Consider the following 15642-nt stretch of genomic DNA (forward strand, 5'->3'; position numbering starts at 1 on the left):
TAGGATTCTCCTGCTGATGTATTCTAGCAGTTACTCTCTATTTATGAGTGTTCTTATTTATTGGGGGGATTACCAATAAAGAGCAAGCGTTGACTACAGCGCGTGACTGTCCGTATCGTTTGGTAGAGCTAGTGCCAGAATTATCTTATGGCGAGTCAGATACTGACAATATGCTCATTCAAGGTGATAACCTCGATGCATTGAAGGCACTTATTCCGACGCATTCAGGAAAGGTAAAGTGCATCTTTATTGACCCACCATACAACACCAAAAGCGCTTTTGAACACTATGACGATAATCTAGAGCACAGCAAATGGCTATCCATGATGTATCCACGCTTAGAGCTATTGCATCAGCTACTATCTGAAGATGGCTGCATTTGGATTACACTTGATGATTCAGAAGCTCATTATTTTAAAATAATAGCAGATGAAATTTTCGGAAGAAGAAATTTTGTCACAACCTTTATATGGAGAAAAGTTGATAGTCCTAACGATAATAAAGTTGCTATTACACCCGACCACGATTATGTCATTTGTTATGCTAAAAATATCCAACAATTAGAGTTTAAGAAAAAATCTGATAGTTCGATATTGGTTGCATATAACGAACCAGATGAAAATTCAGATCGTCCTTATAGGGATAGACTTCTCAAAAAAAATGGTAAAAGCAGTCTAAGAACGGATAGACCTTCAATGTATTTTCCAATTAAAGATCCTGATGGTAATGATGTTTATCCTATTCACGACGATGGACGAGAAGCACGTTGGGCAAAAGGTTTAATAACTGTAGGGGACCTGATAAAAAAAGAAGAACTGGTTTGGAAAAAAAGAAAAGATAAGTGGATTCCTTATACAAGAGAATACGCTCCAGAAGACCCGACTAGACCTTGGCCTACAATTTGGAATGACCTTGATACAACAAGACAGACTAAATCTCATTTAAATAAATTACTGGGTTATGAATCAATTTTTGATACACCTAAACCTGAAGACTTAGTTGCAAGAACGATCAGTATGACAACAAAACCTGATGATCTTATTTTAGATTCATTCTTAGGCTCTGGAACAACCGCGGCTGTGGCTATGAAGATGAACCGTAAGTTTATCGGTATCGAGCTTGGCGATCATGCGGTCACTCATTGCCAACCAAGGCTAAAAAAAGTAGTCGATGGTGAGCAAGGTGGTATTTCAGAAGACGTCAACTGGACAGGTGGTAGTGGCTTCAAATTCTACCGCTTAGGTGAAGTCATCTTTAATGAAAACGGCTCTTTAAGAGAAGGTATCAGCTTTGATGCGCTGGCTTCCCACATTTGGTATGGCGATACTAGGCAATCGCTACAGCAGTCTACCAAGTCACCATTACTTGGTGTGCATAATGGTATTGCTTACTACCTACTTTATAACGGTATTTTAGGTGACAAACGTCCTGACGGTGGTAACGTACTTACATCAAAAGTGCTAACCATACTGCCACCTCACCCTGAAGATCTAGAAAATGGTCAAAAAGTCATCTATGGTGAGAGGAGATGTATGGGAGACGCTCGATTGAAGAGTGAAAATATTATATTTAAGCAAATACCATACGATGTGAAAGGAAGATAAGCGATGTTTGAATTAAAAGAATACCAGCAAGAAGCGCTTAATACTCTTACCCGTTTTTTCAAGCGTTGTCGTATGGATGGTGACATTGACACAGCATTTCAGCAGACATTACAGGATAATAATTTTGTAGAAATTCCTTATCGTGCTTACTCTTTCGTTGATACGCCTTATGTATGTATTCGCATTCCGACAGGTGGCGGCAAGACTGTACTAGGTGCTTATGCGGTCTCTACAGCAGCGACCCATTATCTATCGCAAGATTTTCCCATTGTATTATGGCTAGTACCGACTACTACCATTCAGCAGCAGACCGTTTCAGCGCTCAAGAGCAACCCAGACTATACTGATCATCTAAACCGCGCGTTTGCCAATCAAGTCAGTGTCTACGATATCGCTGATGTCAATCAAATCCGTGCACAGGATATTGGCAACAAAACAATCATAGTCGTCTCTACGATTGCCAATTTGCGAGTAGCTAAGACCTCTGATCGCAAGGTCTATCAGTATCATGAAGATTTTGAACCGCATTTTGCCAAACTGAGTCGTCAACATCCTTTTTATGACAAGCTTGAGACCGTCAGTGAAGATGATGTCTCTGAAAACGGTTTGACCGTCAATGATATAGGTAAGATAAAGTACTCTTTCGCCAACCTATTGGCGCTGTACAACCCTCTAGTAATTGTTGATGAAGCTCATAACGCTAGAACCTCATTGACCTTTGATACCCTGAAGCGTGTGCATCCTGCGGCTATTATCGAGTTTACTGCTACTCCTAATACATCAACGACCAATGGTAGCAATATTTTATATCATGTCTCAGCGGCGCAGCTCAAAGCTGAAGAAATGATCAAGCTACCTATCATTTTGACCGAGCATATTAATGGTTGGGAAGAAGCGGTACGTGATGCAGTATTAACACGCGCTAGATTAGCGCTTAAAGCACAAAAAGATATCGACTATATACGTCCTATCGTCCTACTTCAGGCAGAGAATAAGAACGGCAAGGTAACGGTTGAGGTACTCAAAAAGTGTCTAATTGAAGATCATGGCATTACTGAGGATAAAATTGCGGTAGCCACAGGGACACAGCGAGAGCTAGATGGTATTGATCTTTTTGATCCTAACTGTCCTATCGAGTACATCATTACTATAGAAGCTTTGAAAGAAGGCTGGGATTGCTCATTTGCCTACGTATTCTGTTCAGTCAAACAGGTGTCTTCTAGCAAAGATGCTGAGCAGTTATTGGGACGAGTATTGCGGATGCCTTATGCAAAACGCCGCGTGATAGAAGACTTAAATAGAGCTTATGCCCATTTGGCCACCACAAGTTTGGCACAGGCAGCAAAGGAGCTAACAGATAAACTTATCTCAATGGGTTTCGAGGAATTGGAGGTAGCAACGTTCCTTCGACAGCAAGATGCCAATCAAGGTGATTTATTTGGTCAGGTAGATAAAGATGACGCTGTAAACTCGAAACCTAAGTTGACACTACCTTCTCTGATGGTTGAGGTGCAGGATACGATAGATACTACCGAGTTATCAGAAGAAGAACGCAGTAGTATTAGAATATCTGAGGTAGATGGTCGCCAAGTGGTCACGGTTACGGGTAAAGTCTCAGAGCCGTTGAAAAAAGCCATTACCAAAGTAGCAGTTGAAGATAAAAAAGAGATTGAGACTTCAGTTGATAGGCATAACCTCAGTGTGCATGCAGCTTTGTCACCAGCAGAGAACGGAGTGAAGTTTGCCCCGCTACCAAGATTGTGTGTCATGGTCCAGGGTGAGCTTGAACTGGTTGAGAAAGAAGTATTCTTGGATGTATCAGGTTGGAATTTATTAGATTATCCAGCTAAGCTCGACTACCAGCCCACTGAAGAGACGACAAGCTTCCTAGTCGATGTGGAAGGCAGAAAAGTTAAATACAACCTTGCTCATGAGTCACAAACTTTAAATCTAAATCTTGCTCATACCGAAGTAACCCAAGATGAACTTATAGGCTGGCTAGATCATGAATGCCGTCAAAGTGATGTCACTCAGCGTGAAATGACAAGTTTCTTAACTAAGGTAGTCAACCAATTATTGCAAATACCGTCACTGACACTCACTACTCTCATACGTAATAAGTATCCACTTGCTCGTTCTATACAGGAGCTAGTATCTGCATATAGACAGCAAGCAATGACTAAAGGATATCAGCAAACTTTATTCGCAAATGATGCTGACGTGCTTACGACTTACGATTTTAGTTACGAATTTAAAGCAGATAATTATCCAACACGACCACCTTACTATTCAGGTAGTTATGCGTTTGCCAAACATTATTATCCGCAAATCGAAGACATGAAATCTTCAGGTGAAGAGTTTGATTGTGCTCAGACTATCGATTTATTACCTCAAGTGAAGCATTGGGTAAGAAATCTAGTTAGACGTGGGGAAGCGTCGTTTAGTTTACCACTGGCACATACCAACTTTTATCCTGACTTTATCATTGAATTGCAGGATGGCCGTATCTTGGTAGTGGAGTATAAAGGTAAGCCTTACGAAACCAATGATGATTCAGCAGAGAAACGTATGGTAGGCGAACTTTGGGCAAGTCATAGCCAGGGTCAATGCTTATTCTTAATGGCAGTTAAAAAAGACGATAAAGGTCAAGACGTGCGACAGCAGATACTTAATTTGATTGATTAAACGAAAGGCAATCTCTGTGCTTCGTATTATGCCTAGTCTGTAAATATCTTTGATATTATTAATTCTTATTTTAATAAACGATATAAAAACAAAAAGCCAGATAGTTGAACTATCTGGCTTTTGAGTATAATTAAATTATTATCTACCAACTGTAAGCTGCCCGCCAGAAAAGCTAATACATGATTCACAGAACCAAGATGATTGTTTTCTGATATAAGGTATATCCGCTGGCACATCAAGTTGATACGGCCGTCCACAGTACTCACAGTGCACATCATCTAAGTAAGCCTGACACTCCGCTAATATCCCAAACAAAATATGATAATCGATATGGTATTGTCTGCAGAGTATTTCTATATACTCTACATACCGCCCATCATGATCATATGCCCAATAGTCTTCACATAGTTGTATGTCGGACTGATCTGCATTAGGGCTAAAAATAAGTTTTAAGCTCATGGTTATCTCCAAACCAAGTAGTCGACGTTAATCACAACGAATAAGGAATCTCGTAATGATTCATAATGGCCAAAAACTTGGTCTCAAGATTCGTTAAGGTATAACGATTCAGCGCTAATCCTTCATTTAGCTCTCGTTGCACCCATATCCTGACTGCTTCATTATTATAAAATATCGGATTGACGCCTAACATCTTTGCTAACTGTGAACCCTGTTGTATCTGCAGATTTACCATAAGCTTGGTAGATAGAGATATTGCTTCGGCGCTTAACCAAATTGAAGCATGCGGCGGTTTGATAAATGTGTTCATGTATAATCTCCTGTAGATTAATATTTCTTTCTGTTGTTCTTAATGACTTCCTACAGATGAAATTATACATACATTTTGAGCTATTGCAACTTAAAATAATCTTCTATAGAGCTTTTTGTTACTTAAAAGGACATTCAGCCTATTTGAGAAACTATAGTTTGCTGCATATTATTTGGTTTAATAACTGATAAGCGCAGCGTTGTCTTGGGTTCTAAAAGAAGAGAGGTTTATTCTTCTTCCTTAACTATCTCATACAGGTCGCCCACTTCAATATCCAAATATAAACATAGCTTCTCGACAACTTCTAGATCCACTCTTGTGGCTTCTTCGTTATACATGCGTGTAATTGTGCCTCTGTTGACATCAGTATCTCTAGATACATCAGCAATCTTTAACCTTTTTTCACCCATAATTCTAGATAAATTACACTTCACCATAACCTCCTCCATAATAAAATAACCTACTGTAGATAAAAATGTCTTGCAAAAGATTATTTTTAGTGTAAATTATGTTCTATAGCAGGTCATAAAGCTATTAGACAATAACACTTTAATCTTTAGTAAGGATTTTACTATGAGTTATACCTATTTAACAACCGAAGAGCTGTCACAACGCATTAAATATGACAGCAAGACTATACGCAATCAACTTAAGGATGCAGTATTCATTGAGGGCGTTCATTACATCAAACCCTTTGGAGGTAGAAAGATCCTTTTTATATGGCAAAAGATTGAAGAGCTGATGCTGACAGGCTACGACGACACCATTCCATTTGCAGCGGGAGCGTAATCATGGCGAGTATCAATAGCCGTAATGGCAACCTGTATGTAGATTTCCGATACATAGGTCAACGTTGTAGAGAGCAAACCTTACTGGCAGACACTAAGCCTAATCGAAAGCGTCTAGAAAATTTCGTTAGCAAAATGGAGGCAGACATTCAATTAGGTAGTTTTCGCTATGAAAACTACTTCCCGCAAAGTAAAAAGCTTGAGCAGTTTCAAAGCTTAGAGCTTATAAGGTCAACGAATAGTCATAAGGACTCAAGCTCAGGATTTGATAGCTTTAGCAAAGTTTGGTTAGAGGAGAAAAAGCCGGAATGGCGGGATTCTCAAATAAGTAATGTGGAAGATATATTTAGAATTTACCTCATTCCTCATTTTAGCAATTTACCGCTAAATACCATTAGCAAAGCCAAAATCATGACTTTTCGAGGCAAGTTAGTCAAAGATGGTAATAACGGACGAACTTTATCAGCGTCTCGCATTAATCATATCATGACGCCATTACGTATGGTGCTGATCGAAGCCTCTGAACGTTTTGATTTTGACAGCCCTTGGAAGAATATAAAACCACTCAATGAGCCTAAAAGTAATGTCAGTCCTTTTACCTTAGATGAGGTAATGCTCATTATCAATAATGTGAGAGCAGATTATAAGCCTTACTATGTCATACGATTTTTTACAGGTATGCGAACAGGTGAGATTGATGGCTTGCCTTGGAAAAATATAGATTTTGAGCGTCGACAAATCATCGTTGATCAAGCAGTCGTTAATGGTGTCATAGGCGAAACTAAGACCGTAGGTTCAAATCGTATTATCCAGATGAACCAACTGGTTTATGATGCGTTAATTGATCAGCAGAAACTAACTAAACATCTAAGTGAGTTCGTGTTCTGTACAAAAGCGGGCACCTCTTTGAATCATCGTAATGTGACAAAGCGAGTTTGGTATCCGTTACTACGATATTTAGAACTTGATAAGCGAAATCCTTACCAAAGTAGACATACGGCCGCGACGCTTTGGCTTGCTGCTGGTGAGTCGCCTGAGTGGATTGCTGCACAAATGGGTCATAGCAACACAAAAATGCTGTTCACAGTATATTCTCGCTATGTGCCAAACCTAACTCGTCAAGACGGAAGTGCTTTAGATAAGCTACTGATAGCACGAGGAATATTACAAAACATATGAAAAACCCTATATTTAACAAAAAGACATCCGAACAGGTGTCTTTTTTTTGTTTTATCGCTGGATGCTTTGTATAAATGGAGCTACAGTTATTTGAATAGCTTGTAACGGTGGCAAAATAATGGCTAATGAAGATAATCGCTTAAAACAGAGCAGTCATATTGAAAAATGGCTAAATTCACATATTTTAGAACTGAGTCATAATCATGAGATTGATAGTCTACTGATTGAACTTACTTTCTTGTTAGATATCATGCCTTCTCAATATAAAACAGAGCTTCACGACGAGTATCAATTGCTATCTGCTTGGATCAAAAAGCAACATCCAAACTCAGACTTAACAGACTCTAAAAAAAATTCAATTTACGATAATGGAATTCAAGATAAATCGTTTTTAAAAGAAGTTGGTGAACGCTACGTTATTGCGTTTCTAGCAAGCCGTGCTTCTTGCTCTAAAATTAATGCATATCGCTCAGTTTACTTTTTACTTTGCCTGAAAATGGTTGAGTTAACTGATTATGATAGCCGTATTAGGACGACTCTAAACGAGTGCCGCTACTTAACAACAAAAGTTAGATGTATTTTAGTACCTTTTTTGCCAGATATTCTGAAACTCGATGGCCTACAACAATTACGGCAGACACTTGAGCAAGTAAAAGGTAATGACCTTTACGATCTCTGGGAAAATGCAGATCCTAATGCTTTAAAAGATTTTGTTGAAAAAATTCAACATACTGAGGAAGGAAGAATTCAATCAGCACAAAAAAATGTTATAAATGAAAAACTATCAAGCTACATTTATGAGTTTATTTTACCAATTGAAAACTGCTTTAAGAATGAATCTGGTATTACACGTAACGTCAAACAGGTTGAGAAGCTTGTTGATGGTTCTGAATCTATAGATGACACCACAGGGAACACGATTAGTGATTTAGTTTTAGTTACAGAAGTGGTTAACGATAATAGCGCTTTTGAAGCAGAAGAGCGTCAAGATGATGAAGAGCAGTCATTTGCGCAGGTGTCCATTACACAGCCTACTAATTATTATTTGGATAGAGTACGAGCAGAACAGCAAATAAATAGTCGCCATCAACGGACTATGAGTCAAATGACCGATGTGAACAATGCACATCCAGATGACATCAAGGTCTTAGTTAATAGCTTAATGCCTACGTTACTAAAATTGAGGTTAGAAAAGTTAAATGATATATATGATATATATGATCAAGATAATATAAACATTGAGTTTGATATCAATCATCAAGCAGCGCTCTATTTGCTAATGCTTTTATTGTCAGGGCTGCCTAATATATTCATCTCTGAAAACCTTAAATTAAGCTATCAGTCTTATAAGTATTCTTTAGAGTTCACACCGACCCGAAGCGTCATTCAAGAGAGTTGGGATGCTAGTCTGTGTGCTGATAACAGAGACAGTCTGACGCTTTTTTTTCCTGAAATTGTAGGAAGGCTGCATTACTGCATTGCAAACGATATAAGTTCAAAAGTTTTTGAACAGGTTATACAGCAAGCAAGTAATCAGCTTAAAAGTATTAATAAAGAGCATAAAACCAGGCTGACGATAAACAAGGTTAAAAACTATATTTCCCACTTTTTAACTCAGAAAGGACGTGATACTGCTTTGATAGATGTCATAACTGAACAGCCTATCAATCATCAATCAGCCCTCCCTTACTTCAATGTCAGTCAATACGATCTATATATTTGCCAGCATGACTTTATTGAACACTTAAATAATATGCTTGATGATGATCGTTCTTATGGTAGATATGCATGTCAGTTTTTTACATTGCTAGAAGATAAGTTAACTGGATATTGGGAAAAACAAACAGGCAGTGCTTTAGCTATTAATGAAATACGTTTGAAGGATGTCGTATCTATACTGCGTGATAGATTACGAAAGCGAATTGATGAGAGACGTCTTGATAACTTTGAATCAATGGTTGAGATGCATAATACGTTTACTGACTATTTATATATCATGTTATCAATATCGAGTGGTTATCGTCCCATTAGTGAACCATTTGGTAGGCTCAGTCATATCGATACGATGACAAAAAAGTTTTTTATCAGTGATAAAGAAAACCATCAAGATACGCAGGGACGGTTCATTTATCTACCAGATACGGCAAATGAGCAGATTAAAAAGTATGTTCACTTTTTGCAGAAGAACGCCAGCATTCTATGCAGACTAGATAATCCGCTTGGTCATATTTACCAAAATATCCTTAAAAGTAATATTGGATTAATCGTCTATCTTAATTTTGACAAGGAAACCGATAGAATTACCGAAGTCTCTCTCAACAAAAACTATCTTCATGAACGACTGTCTAAGCATATCAATCTACCTATGAATTGGCATCGGCATTTTATCCGATCATTTCAATTCATTGAAAAGGGCTTGTATTCTATACAGGAATATTCAGAAGATAGTTTTGGTCACGATATTATTGGCGCATGGATGGGACATGCTGACGCTCTTGGTTTTGATTTCTATCATCGATATAGCGGCCTTAAACGTAGCGAATTGAGACGATTTTCGGTGTACTTGGATGAAGTGCTTAAGAATATTGGTTTTAAAACGATGACACTGGAGAGAAGAAAGTGAATCAGCGTGCATCTGGTATTGAAAAAAGAGAGAAAAATAGAAGTGTAAATTTAGAAAAAAGCAACAAACGAGCGCAACGTTTGGTTAAAAAACACGTTGATTTTGATTTGGTTGCAAAATCAGAAGATCAGCAAGAAGTTTTTAATATTATGTGGGAGGAGTTTGACAATGAATTAAAAAAACATAAAAGTTTTCGTAACTATCGCAGCTATGTCCACGGATATAACGAAGCAATCCGTTATTGCCAAAATTATATTGAAGATTATGACATCAATGTAGGCTTTCCAAAATATATTGTGGTCTCTGATCGACCAAAGAGTTTTCGTACTGAGTCATGGTTTATAGACGGACAAAAAATACTTAGATTTTATATTAACTGGATAGATGGTTTAACTAATAAAAAACAACAACTCGTATTAGAAGATCTAATGCTGTCGCTTATTTTTCACAGCGCAGTACTAAAAGCGCCTGTATTGCAGGCTATTCTAAATAGCGTTATTGATGGTTCATTAAATATAGAATCTGTTTTTGGTTTGCCTTCAGTCACTATCATAGTTGACGATACGACGTATCATACAAATACCATTATAGACTCAAAAGCGGTACATCAAGCTCAAGTCTTTTTATCACCATTATCTGTGCGATTAATCGACCTGTATCAGCAGCAACCAAAATCTGCTCGAAAAACGAATGACATTAAGGTCAATGACCTACACACTAGCCTGCGAATGCAGCGTTCAACTAGCCATGTTCCGTTAGACATGGGTTTGAGTAAATTTTTAAAGAGTTCAATCTACGTATTAGAGGACTACCTTGGTATAGATATTCCTGAGCACACATGGTATCTGATTACTGGTGATGAAAATGCATACAGTCTACCAAGAGATAATTGGCAATCTATTACTTATGATATCAGTCATCACGCTGACATGCATTATGATTTAAAGCTTCGCGTATTAAACGATGGCATGGCCAAAATCAAAAAAGCCAATCATTCCATAGCTATAGAAATTGCAAAATTATTTAAAAGAAAAAAAGATCAAAAAGTCTCAAAAACTACGTTTACAGCAGACTTAGAGCAACTTTACCAAGGTTTGCTGACTGATAGCGCCCCCTTGAATGAACTGGCTATTACAGGATGGCTTTTGTCTAAAACTGATAACTGTCAAGTCAGTAGCATCCAGACCTATAGTAATATGATCACTTATCGCTGGTTGGTTGTAACTGAAAGTGTGGATTTTTATGACTGCTCTACTGAGGACTTTGAGGGTATCTATAATGAATTGATTGAACTTGGCAAAACTGAAAAAGCTAAAAATACCATAGCTGCTCATATTGACGATATTCATCGTTATATGGTTAACAGTTTTAATATTGAACCTATTACACCATTATCTTCTGCAACTCGAGCCCATCATAAGACAGGCTATTTATCAGAAACCATGTTTCAAGCTGTCCTAATTAATGCTCAAAGCCTTAAGGTAGCTAAGGATGAGTCAGAGGCGATACAGCTTTCATTGATATTAGCTCAACGCTGCGGGCTTAGAATAGGCGAAATAGTTAAAATCAGGCTAAGAGATGTCGCCCAGTCATCAGCTTATCTAGAAGTCCGTGATAATAAATATGGAAATAACAAAACCAGCTCTGCGCTACGGCGAGTACTCTTAAATCAGCTATTGACTGACTCAGATATGTTACTGCTTAAAAGAGTAGTAATCAGGCGGTGTCAAGGAACAGGAGACACTCTTATAGCCAGTCAATCTGGTAGACCTTATCTGTCAGGTGAGATGTCACGTATTTTGACAGACTTGATTAAAGGTGCTACTGGTCTTGCATATTTGACAACACATCATTTAAGGCACAGCTGTCTGACTAATTTTCAGCTCATGTCTTTTTTATATGATAACAGCTATCGTTTTAATGATTATGAGCATGACAGCTTGCAGGCGCTAAAAAAATTATTGCCCTATGATGAAGATAAGGCACGTGAAATATTGAACTATATCGAAACATCGATACAGTATAAGAAAACATATGCATTAGCTGGCATAGCGGGTCATGCAAGCCCAAGTACTACTTTCGCTTCTTACGTCCATTTGATAGATATTGAGCTAGGGCTGCTTCTTTATCACACAAATTTTATGCTAAAACCTGAACACAGTGACGTGCTAGATGTGCCTAGACGTAGAAAAAGCGAGCTTAAAAACGATCCGATTGCTTTGAATGGCTATTTCATTAAGAAAATAAAGCTCAAGCCGCTTATGATGCCTAAAATCAAAAGCCAGCTTATAGACCCAGTAAGCGTAAAGCATAAAAAACGTAAGAAATATGCGTTTGATGAAGTACGCCAAGTTCTGAATGCTTACACGAAAAAAGGAGACTATACGCATACTGAATTAATAGATATTTTTGAGATAGAACCGCATGTTTTTGACGGTTGGCTTAGTAAGGCTCAGCACCTTAAGAATCACGCTGATTTTCAAACCATTCATAATAAACCAAGGTTATTTGAGTCTGAAAATAGTGATCAGCTCTTGCCGACTTTAGATAGATTTATTGAAGATAGAGACTTAATGAAAAGAATGACTAATAAATTTCGAGAATTGTACAAGGTGGATAACAAAGATTTCGTTAATCAGTTTGTGTTATATACGCTCAAAAAATCTCAATATCATAAAAACCATATTGGGTTTAATGACTCCGACATACTAAGAGATTATCTAAAAACTCTTCTAAAGATGATATATAAAAAAGACATACGCTTAAAAATCTATAATTACGAACAAGCAAATAGCGACGATTTAAAACAATGGCGTTCAATCATTAAAAGTTTTCCGAAATCTCAACTAAATTTTGTGCAGCAGAGTAGCATTCAGAATGTAGGTGCAGAATATCAGAAAAAAATACGTGTTGATTTATCACTAGTTAGCCAAACCGAAAATGATAGGATTGAAAAAAGAACCGAGTCCGATCTGCCTATCAGTGCATGGACGGTAAGGACGCTACAAATATTTTGTCACTATGTATTTATTATGATTGGTGATCTTACACCAAGTAATCATCCTCAATGACTTAGGAATAACATAATGAACTTGGCCTCTAAAACCATAATTCCAAATAGTAAAACAGTTATTAAATTCCATCCTCTAGCTCAGAGTCTATATACACTTATTAATGAATCCTATTTGCTTGGTGACCAACAGGATTTTTTAGCCGATATGACTGTGAGACCCCAGCCTCATAGAGGACTGCCAATTAACAATATATCGATGATTAGCCAAGGATCAGGGACAAATGCTTATCGTATAATAGGAGGCTGCTTTAATCCCATATTTGATATCAATAACATAAATACTGAAAATACGTTGTTCCACAGTTATAGTCACTCTAAAAAAATTAGCAAGGGTGAGTTCGAACAAGAGATTATAGATTTTATCTATATGGACTTTATTAGATCTATCTCAATTTTATCCTTAAAAAAGCCTGCGACGATGGAGCTTAAGTTAAGGGAGCTTAGCAAAGAGTATAAAAGTGATATCTGGAGCATGTTGTTTGTTAGTGGTAAAAGTTACTTACGTCAAATTGATTTTGCGAATTTATTAGATATAGAGCGTGATACGATAAACAAGCAGCGCGAGTCCACTGTTAATAAGAAAAATGGCAGTAATTAGAGCTATATATTATTGGAGCCTTAGCATTGTTAGTGTTGAGTTTTAAGACTTGTTTGGCTATATTTCAAGGTAGATTCATTATTAATCACGAATGGTGTTTACCGATGGTTCGAACATAATGATATTATCTACATCCCGCTTGCACGCGTGTGTAGCCAAACGAGGCGTTACTTGAGCTTTCAAAGCCTGACATTAAACTATGGAAGCTTAGCAAATATAAATCAAATCAAAAACCTACGTTATAGCAATTGATATCTAAACTGCTCAATTTAAATACTTATCTGCGGCATAATTCTTTATAGGAATAAGCCTTATATAAATAAGCTTATTCCTATAAAGAAGTATTCATTTAATACAAAGTAAGCACTCAAAAGTATATTAAAAACAATGAAGTAGATATTAATAAACAATGCAAAAAAAGCTTGCAATGAGCTGCTATCAATAGCATAATTTTGCCATTATGAAAATGGTGGACTTATGTATACAAGTATTTTTGGTCAGAATAGAGCAGGATACGCTTGGCGGTTTTTATCGATCAGTGTGGCAAGTATTTTGATGACCATGACTGCTCAAGCGATCACCCCTGAGCAGTATCAAGAACAGCGCACCGAAGCGTTGCAGCAACAGCAAATCATCAATCCTACCGTCAACATTGATACCAATGAATTCAAGGCAGCACCGTCGACTGCTATAGCCCCTTCTGATACTAACAATATTGACTTAGCTTCAAGTCCCTGCTTCGATATTAATAATATCTATCTAACCGGTGATCTGAGCGAGCAATTCAGCTTTGCACTGACGCCCTATACGATGGGTAAGTCCTCCTTACTTGGCAGCTGCTTATCCGTCAATGACATTAATCAACTGGTCACCAACGTTCAAAACCGCATTATTGAAGAAGGTTACGTGACCACTCGCGTCTTGGTACAAAATCAAAACCTTAAATCTGGCAATCTATTCCTCACCCTCATTCCTGGACGTATCGATCAAATTGTCGCCACCGACATTAAAGCGTCCCGTCCTATCTATACTGACGGTAGTGGCAACCCTGCCAACTTTGCACCAGCCATGCCGATGCAGTCTGGCGATCTACTCAATGTACGCGATATCGAGCAAGCGCTTGAGAACTTCAAGCGCGTACCAACTGCCGATGCTGATTTCTCCATTGCGCCAAGCAGCCGTATTAGCGCTCCAGGCTATAGCGACATTCAAGTGAAATGGCAACAGGATAAACGCTGGCGCTTATCTGCCTCTGTTGATGACTCAGGACAAGAGAGCACTGGCGTCTATCAAGGTAACGTTACTTTGTCACTAGACAACCCGACTTGGCATAACGATTTATTATATCTGTCTTATAACCATGATCTTGATGGTGGTAATGACAAGAATGATGGAAGTTGGGGCTACAACGTTGGGTATGTACTGCCTGTTGATAATACCCAGCTCACCCTTACGCACAGCGGCTATAACTATGATCAGACGGTTGCCGGTGCCAATCAAGATTATGTCTACAGCGGTGAGTCTTATAACACGGAAGCATTAGTCAGCCACTTGGTCCATCGTGACAATCACAGTAAAACCTACCTAAAAGCGGGTGGTTATGCCAAGCAGCAAAACAACTTCATCGACGATACTGAAATTGAAGTACAGCGCCGTCGCACTGCAGGGTATAAAGCAGGTATTGGTTACGAGACCATCATTGGTAAAACCCAATGGATAGGCGATGTGATCTATCAGCGTGGTACGGCTGCCTTTAATGCCATCAGTCCGCCTGAAGCCTTATTTAATGAAGGCAGTGCGCGTGCCGGTATCATCAAAACCAACATTGATGTCAACCAACCTATTAAGCTTGCTGATAGAGCACTAAATTACCATGCAGCGTTCAAAGGGCAATATGCGACAGAGGCATTGACACCCAATGAGCGCTTTAGCATTGGTGGTCGCTATAGTGTACGCGGCTTTGATGGTGAGCGTAGCTTAAGTGGCGATCATGGTGCTTTACTAAGACAAGAGCTGAGTGCCTATCTAGGAGATAAGCCACATGCAGTTTATGCGGGTATTGATGCCGGTTATGTGAAGCTCGACAATGCTGCGCAAGATGATCTACTGCTTGGCAATCATTTGGTTGGCGGGGTCGTTGGTGTTAAAGGCTATGTCACGCCGATTAGAACCAGCTATGACTTATTTGCTGGTTATCCATTAGCCCAGCCCGATAACTTTAGTGATAAAGAGTGGGTGACGGGCTTTAGCTTGGGTTGGCAGTATTAAGACTCGCTTTTAAGCGCTATTAAATTTCTTAGCTCAAAAAAATATTTGTCATAAA

10 protein-coding genes are annotated in these 15642 nt (G+C 38.4%); 8 read left to right on the forward strand and 2 right to left on the reverse strand.

Annotated features, from left to right (window positions below; all coding sequences use genetic code 11):
• Positions 1-89: 89 nt before the first annotated feature.
• Both JMY00_RS07830 and JMY00_RS07835 read left to right on the forward strand, forming a co-directional pair.
• Entirely contained in the window at positions 90-1604 is a 1515-nt protein-coding gene (locus JMY00_RS07830) for a site-specific DNA-methyltransferase (RefSeq protein WP_240990697.1), read from the forward strand.
• Between the two features lie 3 nt (positions 1605-1607).
• On the forward strand, positions 1608-4289 hold the full coding sequence (locus JMY00_RS07835) for a DEAD/DEAH box helicase family protein (protein WP_201579750.1): 2682 nt from the start codon (positions 1608-1610) through the stop codon (positions 4287-4289).
• Positions 4290-4779: 490 nt separating this feature from the next.
• On the opposite strand, the gene JMY00_RS07840 is transcribed toward JMY00_RS07835, so the two are convergent.
• Both JMY00_RS07840 and JMY00_RS07845 read right to left on the reverse strand, forming a co-directional pair.
• A complete protein-coding gene (locus tag JMY00_RS07840; protein WP_201579751.1) occupies positions 4780-5058 on the reverse strand; it encodes a hypothetical protein in 279 nt (92 codons plus the stop codon).
• Between the two features lie 227 nt (positions 5059-5285).
• Entirely contained in the window at positions 5286-5495 is a 210-nt protein-coding gene (locus JMY00_RS07845) for a helix-turn-helix transcriptional regulator (protein WP_045445187.1), read from the reverse strand.
• Between the two features lie 136 nt (positions 5496-5631).
• Between JMY00_RS07845 and JMY00_RS07850 the strand changes: the two genes are divergently transcribed.
• From JMY00_RS07850 to JMY00_RS07875, 6 genes are all read left to right on the forward strand, one after another.
• Positions 5632-5847, forward strand: coding sequence for a hypothetical protein (locus JMY00_RS07850; protein ID WP_020442991.1), 216 nt, complete (start codon positions 5632-5634; stop codon positions 5845-5847).
• A gap of 2 nt (positions 5848-5849) precedes the next feature.
• Positions 5850-7025, forward strand: coding sequence for a DUF3596 domain-containing protein (locus tag JMY00_RS07855; RefSeq protein WP_201579752.1), 1176 nt, complete (start codon positions 5850-5852; stop codon positions 7023-7025).
• Between the two features lie 118 nt (positions 7026-7143).
• Positions 7144-9648: a hypothetical protein gene (locus tag JMY00_RS07860; protein ID WP_201579753.1), complete on the forward strand. Its 2505-nt coding sequence runs from the start codon at positions 7144-7146 to the stop codon at positions 9646-9648.
• Positions 9645-12719 carry a site-specific integrase gene (locus tag JMY00_RS07865; protein WP_201579754.1) on the forward strand — a complete coding sequence of 1025 codons (3075 nt, stop codon included), beginning with the start codon at positions 9645-9647 and terminating at the stop codon, positions 12717-12719. Before JMY00_RS07860 ends, JMY00_RS07865 begins: the two co-directional genes overlap by 4 nt.
• A gap of 15 nt (positions 12720-12734) precedes the next feature.
• Positions 12735-13319, forward strand: a complete 585-nt coding sequence (locus JMY00_RS07870; RefSeq protein WP_201579755.1) for a hypothetical protein — start codon at positions 12735-12737, stop codon at positions 13317-13319.
• 477 nt (positions 13320-13796) lie between these two features.
• Positions 13797-15587: a ShlB/FhaC/HecB family hemolysin secretion/activation protein gene (locus tag JMY00_RS07875; protein WP_201579756.1), complete on the forward strand. Its 1791-nt coding sequence runs from the start codon at positions 13797-13799 to the stop codon at positions 15585-15587.
• Positions 15588-15642 lie beyond the last annotated feature (55 nt).

The sequence above is a fragment of the Psychrobacter sp. Pi2-52 genome, from assembly GCF_904846705.1.
Lineage (GTDB): Bacteria > Pseudomonadota > Gammaproteobacteria > Pseudomonadales > Moraxellaceae > Psychrobacter.

Coding starts and splice junctions, on each gene's coding strand:
- JMY00_RS07850 (WP_020442991.1), top strand. CDS start 5,632: ATGAGTTATACCTATTTAACAACCGAAGAGCTGTCACAACGCATTAAA.
- JMY00_RS07835 (WP_201579750.1), top strand. CDS start 1,608: ATGTTTGAATTAAAAGAATACCAGCAAGAAGCGCTTAATACTCTTACC.
- JMY00_RS07875 (WP_201579756.1), top strand. CDS start 13,797: ATGTATACAAGTATTTTTGGTCAGAATAGAGCAGGATACGCTTGGCGG.
- JMY00_RS07870 (WP_201579755.1), top strand. CDS start 12,735: ATGAACTTGGCCTCTAAAACCATAATTCCAAATAGTAAAACAGTTATT.
- JMY00_RS07845 (WP_045445187.1), bottom strand. CDS start 5,495: ATGGTGAAGTGTAATTTATCTAGAATTATGGGTGAAAAAAGGTTAAAG.
- JMY00_RS07855 (WP_201579752.1), top strand. CDS start 5,850: ATGGCGAGTATCAATAGCCGTAATGGCAACCTGTATGTAGATTTCCGA.
- JMY00_RS07860 (WP_201579753.1), top strand. CDS start 7,144: ATGGCTAATGAAGATAATCGCTTAAAACAGAGCAGTCATATTGAAAAA.
- JMY00_RS07840 (WP_201579751.1), bottom strand. CDS start 5,058: ATGAACACATTTATCAAACCGCCGCATGCTTCAATTTGGTTAAGCGCC.